Source organism: Bacillus salitolerans, assembly GCF_042680805.1.
GTDB classification, from domain to species: Bacteria; Bacillota; Bacilli; order Bacillales; family SA4; genus Bacillus_CJ; species Bacillus_CJ salitolerans.
In genome coordinates, this window is the sequence record NZ_JBHUEM010000003.1 from 700,053 (window position 1) to 707,650 (window position 7,598).

Consider the following 7,598-nt stretch of genomic DNA (forward strand, 5'->3'; position numbering starts at 1 on the left):
TAGACAAAATCTGATTGCTTTACTATGATAATATACGGTAAATATATAATGGGGGTTTTGGAATGAAAAAAGTAGGGGCATTACTATCTATTTTAACTTTGCTTCTTCTAGCTGCATGTGGCGGGGGAAATGAATCCGTAGAGAATACAGATGAAGAAACGAAAACAGAAACAGTGAAATTAGAAAAATTAGTAGTTGGCGTTATTCCTTCCTTAAATCAAGGGAACATGCAAGCGGCTATGGATAAATTAACCACTCACTTTGAGTCTGAGCTAGGTATGGATGTTGAAATTACTGTATATCCTGATTACCAAGCTGTAGTAGAAGCAATGAATTTTGATGAAGTAAATATGGCTTATTTCGGACCATCTACATACGTTGATGCAAATGAAGAAAGTGGAGCTCGTGCAATTATGACTCAACTAGTAGACGGAGAACCATTTTATTACTCTTATATCATCACGCATATAGATTCTGAGTTAAAAACAATTGAGGATCTTATCGCTAATAGTAAAAAGATTACGTTTGCATTTGGTGACCCTAAGTCAACCTCAGGTTCTTTAATACCGAGCATTGAATTAAAGAAACAAGGTGTTTTTACGAACCAAAATGAACATGAATTTAAAAACCTTCTCTATACAGGTGGTCATGATGCAACGGCAATTGCGGTAGAAAATAAACAAGTAGAAGCTGGTGCAATTGACAGTGCCATCTTTAACACATTATTAGAAAATGGTACGGTTGGAGATAATTTTAAAACAATCTGGCAATCAGAGAAGTTATTTCAATATCCTTGGGCAGTTAGTAAAGCGGTCAGTGATGAGCTTGCAGCAAAAATACAGGACGCATTTTTAAAGGTAGAGGATCAAGAAATATTAGATGCATTTGCTGCTTCTGGTTTTACAAAAGCAACAGATGAAGATTACGAAGCGATTCGTGAAGCTAAAAAAGAAGCTAGCCAATAAGCTTCTTTAAAGAAGGTGCTATGAATGAAAGGCATGAATAAATGGTCGTTGGCTATATTGTCAGCGACTATTCTTTTATGGAGTGCGTACGGAGTTGAATTTAATATAAGGGAATTTTTTGACTTTGGTAGAACCATTGAATTTTTTCAAAGGAAATGGTGGCCGCCGGATTTTTCGATTGCTAACTATGCTTTAAAGGCATCTATTATTACTCTTCAAATTGCCATCATGGGAACTTTTCTTGGTTTATTATTTGCCCTCCCATTAAGCTTTTTAGGAGCTTGGAATACATCTCCCACAAAATCGATTTACAATATAACAAGAGCAATCATGAATTTCTTTCGTTCTGTACCAGAAATCGTATTTGGACTCTTATTAGTACCGACATTTGGACTAGGTCCATTTCCGGCAGTGTTGGCTATAGCGCTTCATAATATTGGAGTGTTAAGTAAGTTAATCTCAGAGTTAATAGAAGCGGCAGATGAAGGGCCTCAAGAGGCTGTCCGATCAGTCGGGGCAAAAAGAATATTAGTGGTTACCTATGGTATATTACCACAAATCATCCCCAATATATTGTCGCACTACTTTTATCGATTAGAAGTAGGGATTAGAGCCTCCCTTATTTTAGGTTTTATCGGAGGTGGCGGAATCGGAAGTATGTTATATATTGATTTCAAGATTGCAAATTATCAAATGGTAGCCACCGAAGTCATTTTTATAATGGGACTTGTGATGCTAGTTGATTATATTGGGGCATTTGTTCGTAAGAAGGTGATTTGATGATCGAAGTAAAAAACCTCCATAAGCAATATCCAAAGAGTACCCAAGCTGCATTACATGATGTAAGCTTTTCAATTAACGAAGGAGAATTTGTTGCTGTACTTGGTTTAAGTGGGGCGGGTAAGTCTACTTTAATAAGGTGTATTAACCGGTTGGTAGAGCCAACTGGTGGCCAGGTTATATGGGGTGGTAACGATGTTCTTTCCTATAAAGGTGAGAAGCTTCGGAAATATAGAAGCTCAATTGGAATGATTTTTCAGTCTTTTAATTTAATCGAACGTATGTCTACTATAGTTAATGTACTCGTTGGCATTATAGGTACTATTCCACTAAGAAGAGCACTCTTTTTCCAATTTAGTAAACAGGAAAGGGAGGGAGCACTTGAAGCACTTGATAGGGTAGGGTTAAAGGAACATGCGAATAAACGAGTCAGTCAACTAAGTGGCGGTCAGAGGCAGCGGGTAGCCATTGCAAGGGCTCTTCTTCAAAAGCCGAAGCTTATTTTAGGAGATGAACCAGTTGCTAGTTTAGATCCGAATACTTCTGTTCAAGTGATGTCTTTACTAAAAAAAATCAATCAAGAAGATAAAATAACTATGATGATCAATCTACATGATGTAAAACTTGCAAAAGATTTTGCAACAAGAATTATTGGAATTTCAAATGGTCGGGTTGTTTTTGATGATATCCCTGATAAATTAACTGCGGAAGATCTTGAGAACATCTATTAAATAAACCAGAAGCTGAGCTTCTGGTTTATTTTTCTACATATATACAACATTCTTTCTTTTCTGTTACATCTCCTACTATTGAAGCCTCTGCAATTCCACTAGAACGAAGTCTATCTACATACTGTTTAGCTTCTTCAGTTGGTAAACTTACAAGTAAACCACCTGATGTAACTGCATCACAAAGAATATATTTTTCTGTTTCTGATAGAGCCTCCCCATAAACAATGGAGTCCTGCAACCATTCATAATTGGATTTGGTTCCACCTGGAATGATACCTTTTTCTGCTAACTCTACTGTTCCTTCAAGCAAAGGCACTTTATGAAAGTGGATAGTTAAACTACTATCACTCCCTCTTGCCATTTCACTTGCATGTCCTAACAATCCAAATCCAGTAATATCAGTACATGCATTCGGATGAAGACCTTCTAGACACTCAGCCGCAACTTTGTTAAGTGTAGCCATTGTCTCTGTTACTTTTTGAAGTTGTTCTTCGGTAACCATATCACGTTTAATACCTGTTGTCATAATTCCAACACCGATAGGTTTCGTAATAACTAAAGAATCCCCAGGTTTGGCGCCGACATTCTTTAGAACTTTATCTGGGTGAATGAGACCTGTTACAGATAGTCCGAATTTTGGTTCTTGATCGTCGATGGAATGTCCACCAACAAGAAGTGCATCTGCTTCTTTGACTTTATCTGCAGCACCCTTTAATATTTCTGCTAACATATCTGGACCTAATTTTTTTATTGGATAACCAACAATATTTAAAACTGTTTTTGGTTTTCCACCCATGGCATAAACATCGCTAAGTGCATTGGCAGCAGCGATTTGTCCAAACATGTATGGATCATCAACGATTGGTGTAAAATAGTCAACCGTTTGTATGATAGCTATATCATCTGTTAGTTTATACACTCCTGCGTCATCAGCAGTATCTAATCCAACTAATAAATTTGGATCGTGTTCTCTCTCGGGTAAAAGACGCAATACTTGCGCCAGGTCACTTGGACCGATTTTGCATCCTCAACCAGCTTTAGTTGATAATTGTGTAAGTCGAACCTTTTCTTGATTAGTCATGATTCTAACACCTCCTGTCCAATATTATATAGCTTTGTATTTATATTTCCAAAGAAGATGCATTTAAATCCTATCTTTTGATTCCAATACTAACATGTATTAAAATATAGGAAATATTGAAAAGCTTTTGATGAGACGTTTTTTAAAGGAGGAAGGATCATGAGTTACAAGGTATCAGTTGAGTTTTGCATGCAGTGAAACTATGCGCCAAAGGCTGCGAGTTTCGCAGAAGAATTATTCAGTCATTTCCGTCATGATATAACGAGTTTAGAGCTTGTTCCTAGTTCGGGTGGTGCTTTTGAAGTTACTGTAAACGGAGATAAAATATACTCTAAGCTAGAAGTAGGGAAATTTCCAAACTTAGAAGAGATTATATCGAAATTGTGAAATAGTTAAAGTGAAGGGAAGTGTCATGATTTGATACTTCCCTTATTATTTAGAGAGAAAGGTGTTTATCATGGATTATACCCAACAAATAGAAGAACTTGCGTTCGCCTATTTACAATCATTTTCTAATCGAATTGATAAGGAGTGGGGCATTCTATTTTATCAGGAAGAACAGCCGATGTATTATGATGCTAATCATGCGCATATCAATTGAAAATTATCATCAAGCCGTTTCGGTCGAGTGACAGATAACGAATTATGTGGAAAGGAGGTTCGAGAAAGGGCATTTGAGATTTAGTTTCAAAACAACCATTATCAACACTATAAAATATAATGGTATTTCCTTGTTCGATAGCATGTTTATTTCGACAAGGCAATCAAGGAAGGGTTGAAAGTGTGGCAACACTAGAAGAATTAAGGGCTAATAGGGTATTTACTTCAGCATTTACAAATTAAAGCTAATAGATTAGATTTATCTAATCTTTGGGTCTATCCGATCAATGTACAAGTGGGTAAAGGTATACAGCAAATGGGGTTTTGAAACTGTTTCTATTCTTAAAACTGTACATGCCTTCTTAGTGGTAAAAGAATTAAGAAAATAAAAAAAGACAGGTTCTCCTGTCTACTTTATGTTAATATTTCTTTCGTGGTTCTTAACTTCCCCAGCTTTTTGTATCGTGATTTCCAGTATATCCTTACTATAAGTTGCTTTAATTATTTTTCTGCATATCGTAACAGGAAGAGTGACAAAACGACTAGTATTAATCTTTTTATTACGGCATTGTATCCGAAGACCATTTTTTTCGACCTCAATTAGAAGGTCTTCTTTTTTATAACCAGGTGTAGTTGCCTCCACTATATATGAATGTTCAGTTTCAAATAAATCTAATCTAATACCATCTTCGCTTCCATCAAAAAAAGGGTCTGTGATAAACTGTTTCATCCAGTCCTCGATTCCTTCTAAATCTAACGAGTAACCTTCGTTCTTCTCATCTACCATTACAAGCCCTCCAACTGGTTCTTGGATTATCGTATTCACCTTCATATAAAGTTGTGAATAATAAGTCTCCCTCTATTTAATTCATAAAATATAAGCAGGTCACAGTATTTGAGAATAACGGAAGTGACTATTATAATAAACAGTATGATAAAACGGAGGGAAGTTAATGTGAAACATTTTCTACGATTATTACCACCTGTTCACGAATTACAAAAAGATAAACGATTTTCTATTGTTCAGCAAAAATACAATTTAGATACGAATGTTTTAACAGAAATGCTACAAGAAAAAATGCAGCTGGTGAGAGATTCATTACTTAGAAATGAGTGGAGTGAGCAAGAGCCAACTAAAGAAAAGTTTACTGATGAGCTTTTTCTACTGATAGAAGCAGATGCATCATCATATGGTGATTACTACTTAAAAAAGGTAATAAATGCAACAGGTACGATATTGCATACAAACTTGGGTCGTGCACGTTTAAGTGAGGAAGCTATCGAACATGTATCAACTATTGCTAAGTATTACTCAAACCTAGAGTATCGTATTGAAGAAGGTGAGAGAGGATCAAGGCACGATATTATTGAAGGAATAATTGCGAAGGTTACAAATGCAGAAGCAGCGATGGTGGTCAATAATAATGCAGCAGCGGTCTACCTCATATTACGTGCGCTAGCAAAAGATGCGGAAGTGGTCGTTTCGAGAGGACAGCTTGTTGAGATTGGTGGTTCCTTTCGTGTTTCTTCCATTATGGAGGAGAGTGGTGCCAAGCTTGTGGAAGTAGGGACAACTAATAAAACTCATTTGTACGACTATGAAAATGCAATTAATGACCAAACGAAAATGATTATGAAGGTTCACACAAGTAATTTTAAAACAATTGGGTTTACTAAGAGTGTATCTACAGAGGAACTTGTTGATCTTTCACGAAACCATGAAGATGTCGTATATTATGAAGATCTAGGAAGTGGAGTATTGTTTGATTTTAAAAAGTATGGAATAGGGGACGAACCAGTAGTAAGTGATGTCATAAAACTAGGTGCTGATATTGTTTCGTTTAGCGGTGATAAACTATTAGGTGGCCCGCAAGCAGGTATTATAGTCGGTAAAAAATCTCTAATTCAAAAGCTAAAGAAACATCAATTAGCAAGGGTACTACGAGTTGATAAACTAACGTTTGCAGCTCTTGAAGCAACTTTAATAGCTTATCAAAAAGGGACTAACAGTATTTTAAACCTACCTGTTATAAGGGACATGCTTATAAAACCTGAGGAAATCAGAATAAAGGCACTTGGATTCATCGATAAATTAACTGATACTACCTATAAGTCATTTTTAGAAGAAGATGTATCTCAAGTTGGTGGAGGAACAATGCCAGAAGTTGAACTTCCAACCTATATTGTTTCTGTTCAACACAAAACAAAAAACGCGGAGACCTTAAGTAAAGACCTCCGCATTAGTACTCCAAGTATTGTTACTCGTATTAAAAATGATAAAGTCATTTTTGACTTTAGGACGATACAGGATGATGAAATGTTAGATATCGTTATTGCTCTTAAACAAATTAACTAATTACATATCGTGTCCTTGGTTGTTTTTCTGTCTTGTGTGGTTATGATTCTTTACTTTCTTTGAACCGCTTAAAGGTTCAGGTTGCCCTGGGTTATTCCCCTTAGGTGCATTTTTACGCATGTCTTTCCCGTCATTTTTATTTACCATTGTTTATCCCTCCTTCTTGATTAGGATGAAAAAAATAAAGACTTTTATTCTTAGAATGATTCTTAATTACTTGGATAAAAATAAAAAGGTAATAAATAAATGAAGGAGAGAATGCTCAATGCCATATCATAAGGATAAACAACAAGCCTTTCAAGCAGCTCAACAAGGAACTCATCAGGCAAAGGATATATATGAGAATATGGAAGTTACTGGTGGAGATTATGGGGCTCACCTAAATCATTTAAAAAATGAAGTTAATGAAGCATACGAACAGATAAATAACGCTATGGAGGTAGCTTCTGAAACACAAAAGGATCAATTACGTCAGTTTCAACAAGATTTAGAACAAATCGTAAATGATATAAATAAATAATAAATGAAATGGGTAGTGAAACTATCCATTTTATTTTTTATAAGTAAGAAATTATAATTTCTGTGTTTAGCTTATACAATGTTACTGCTAAATCCAGCCCAGCGTGTTTTGTTCTAGCATTTGTCTTCTTATTTACAAGTGATTTCTATCTTCAAAGAAATCAAGCTTTTTCGTTTTAATCTTTGTGATAGTTGAGCCTAAAGGCAAGATTATTTTGTAGATTAGAAAATGGAAGGGAATTGTTATTGAACATATACAATTAGACATGGTATAGTAATCATCCGCTCATTGAGAGCAACAAGGTTTAATGGAAGAAAATGATATTGAATCACTTCTATAAGACATGATATAGTAATTATCCGCTCATGAGAGCAACAAGAGAAGATGAACGACACAGGTTAAATGGAAGAAAATGATATTGAATCACTTCCATAAGACATGATATAGTAATTATCCGCTCATGAGAGCAACAAGAGAAGATGAACGACATACGGTTAAATGGAAGAAAATGATATTGAATCTCTTCTATAAGACATGGTATAGTAATCATCCGCTCATTGAGAGC

Annotated in this window: 10 protein-coding genes; 7 read left to right on the plus strand and 3 right to left on the minus strand. The window is 35.5% G+C overall.

Going from position 1 to position 7,598, the window contains the following annotated elements; all coding sequences use genetic code 11:
• Positions 1-62: 62 nt before the first annotated feature.
• The 3 genes from phnD to phnC are packed head-to-tail and all read left to right on the plus strand — an operon-like array spanning position 63 to position 2,476.
• Entirely contained in the window at positions 63-965 is a 903-nt protein-coding gene (phnD, locus tag ACFSCX_RS05075; RefSeq protein WP_377927038.1) for a phosphate/phosphite/phosphonate ABC transporter substrate-binding protein, read from the plus strand.
• A gap of 24 nt (positions 966-989) precedes the next feature.
• A complete protein-coding gene (phnE, locus tag ACFSCX_RS05080) occupies positions 990-1,745 on the plus strand; it encodes a phosphonate ABC transporter, permease protein PhnE (RefSeq protein WP_377927039.1) in 756 nt (251 codons plus the stop codon).
• On the plus strand, positions 1,745-2,476 hold the full coding sequence (gene phnC, locus ACFSCX_RS05085; RefSeq protein WP_377927040.1) for a phosphonate ABC transporter ATP-binding protein: 732 nt from the start codon (positions 1,745-1,747) through the stop codon (positions 2,474-2,476). The genes phnE and phnC overlap by 1 nt, the downstream gene beginning before the upstream one ends.
• Positions 2,477-2,501: 25 nt before the next feature.
• On the opposite strand, the gene selD is transcribed toward phnC, so the two are convergent.
• Entirely contained in the window at positions 2,502-3,557 is a 1,056-nt protein-coding gene (gene selD / locus ACFSCX_RS05090; RefSeq protein WP_377927041.1) for a selenide, water dikinase SelD, read from the minus strand.
• 159 nt (positions 3,558-3,716) lie between these two features.
• On the opposite strand from selD, the gene ACFSCX_RS05095 reads away from it, so the two are divergent.
• Both ACFSCX_RS05095 and ACFSCX_RS05100 read left to right on the plus strand, forming a co-directional pair.
• On the plus strand, positions 3,717-3,944 hold the full coding sequence (locus ACFSCX_RS05095) for an Rdx family protein (protein WP_377927042.1): 228 nt from the start codon (positions 3,717-3,719) through the stop codon (positions 3,942-3,944).
• A 70-nt stretch (positions 3,945-4,014) separates the two neighbouring features.
• Positions 4,015-4,158, plus strand: coding sequence for a hypothetical protein (locus ACFSCX_RS05100; RefSeq protein WP_377927043.1), 144 nt, complete (start codon positions 4,015-4,017; stop codon positions 4,156-4,158).
• A gap of 408 nt (positions 4,159-4,566) precedes the next feature.
• Here the strand turns inward: ACFSCX_RS05100 and ACFSCX_RS05105 are convergent, their stop codons facing one another.
• Positions 4,567-4,944, minus strand: a complete 378-nt coding sequence (locus tag ACFSCX_RS05105) for an Hsp20/alpha crystallin family protein (protein ID WP_377927044.1) — start codon at positions 4,942-4,944, stop codon at positions 4,567-4,569.
• A 168-nt stretch (positions 4,945-5,112) separates the two neighbouring features.
• On the opposite strand from ACFSCX_RS05105, the gene selA reads away from it, so the two are divergent.
• Entirely contained in the window at positions 5,113-6,513 is a 1,401-nt protein-coding gene (selA, locus tag ACFSCX_RS05110) for an L-seryl-tRNA(Sec) selenium transferase (RefSeq protein WP_377927045.1), read from the plus strand.
• Here the strand turns inward: selA and ACFSCX_RS05115 are convergent, their stop codons facing one another.
• Positions 6,514-6,660 carry a small acid-soluble spore protein P gene (locus ACFSCX_RS05115; protein ID WP_377927046.1) on the minus strand — a complete coding sequence of 49 codons (147 nt, stop codon included), beginning with the start codon at positions 6,658-6,660 and terminating at the stop codon, positions 6,514-6,516.
• Positions 6,661-6,778: 118 nt separating this feature from the next.
• Between ACFSCX_RS05115 and ACFSCX_RS05120 the strand changes: the two genes are divergently transcribed.
• Positions 6,779-7,033, plus strand: a complete 255-nt coding sequence (locus tag ACFSCX_RS05120; protein ID WP_377927047.1) for a hypothetical protein — start codon at positions 6,779-6,781, stop codon at positions 7,031-7,033.
• Positions 7,034-7,598: the final 565 nt, after the last annotated feature.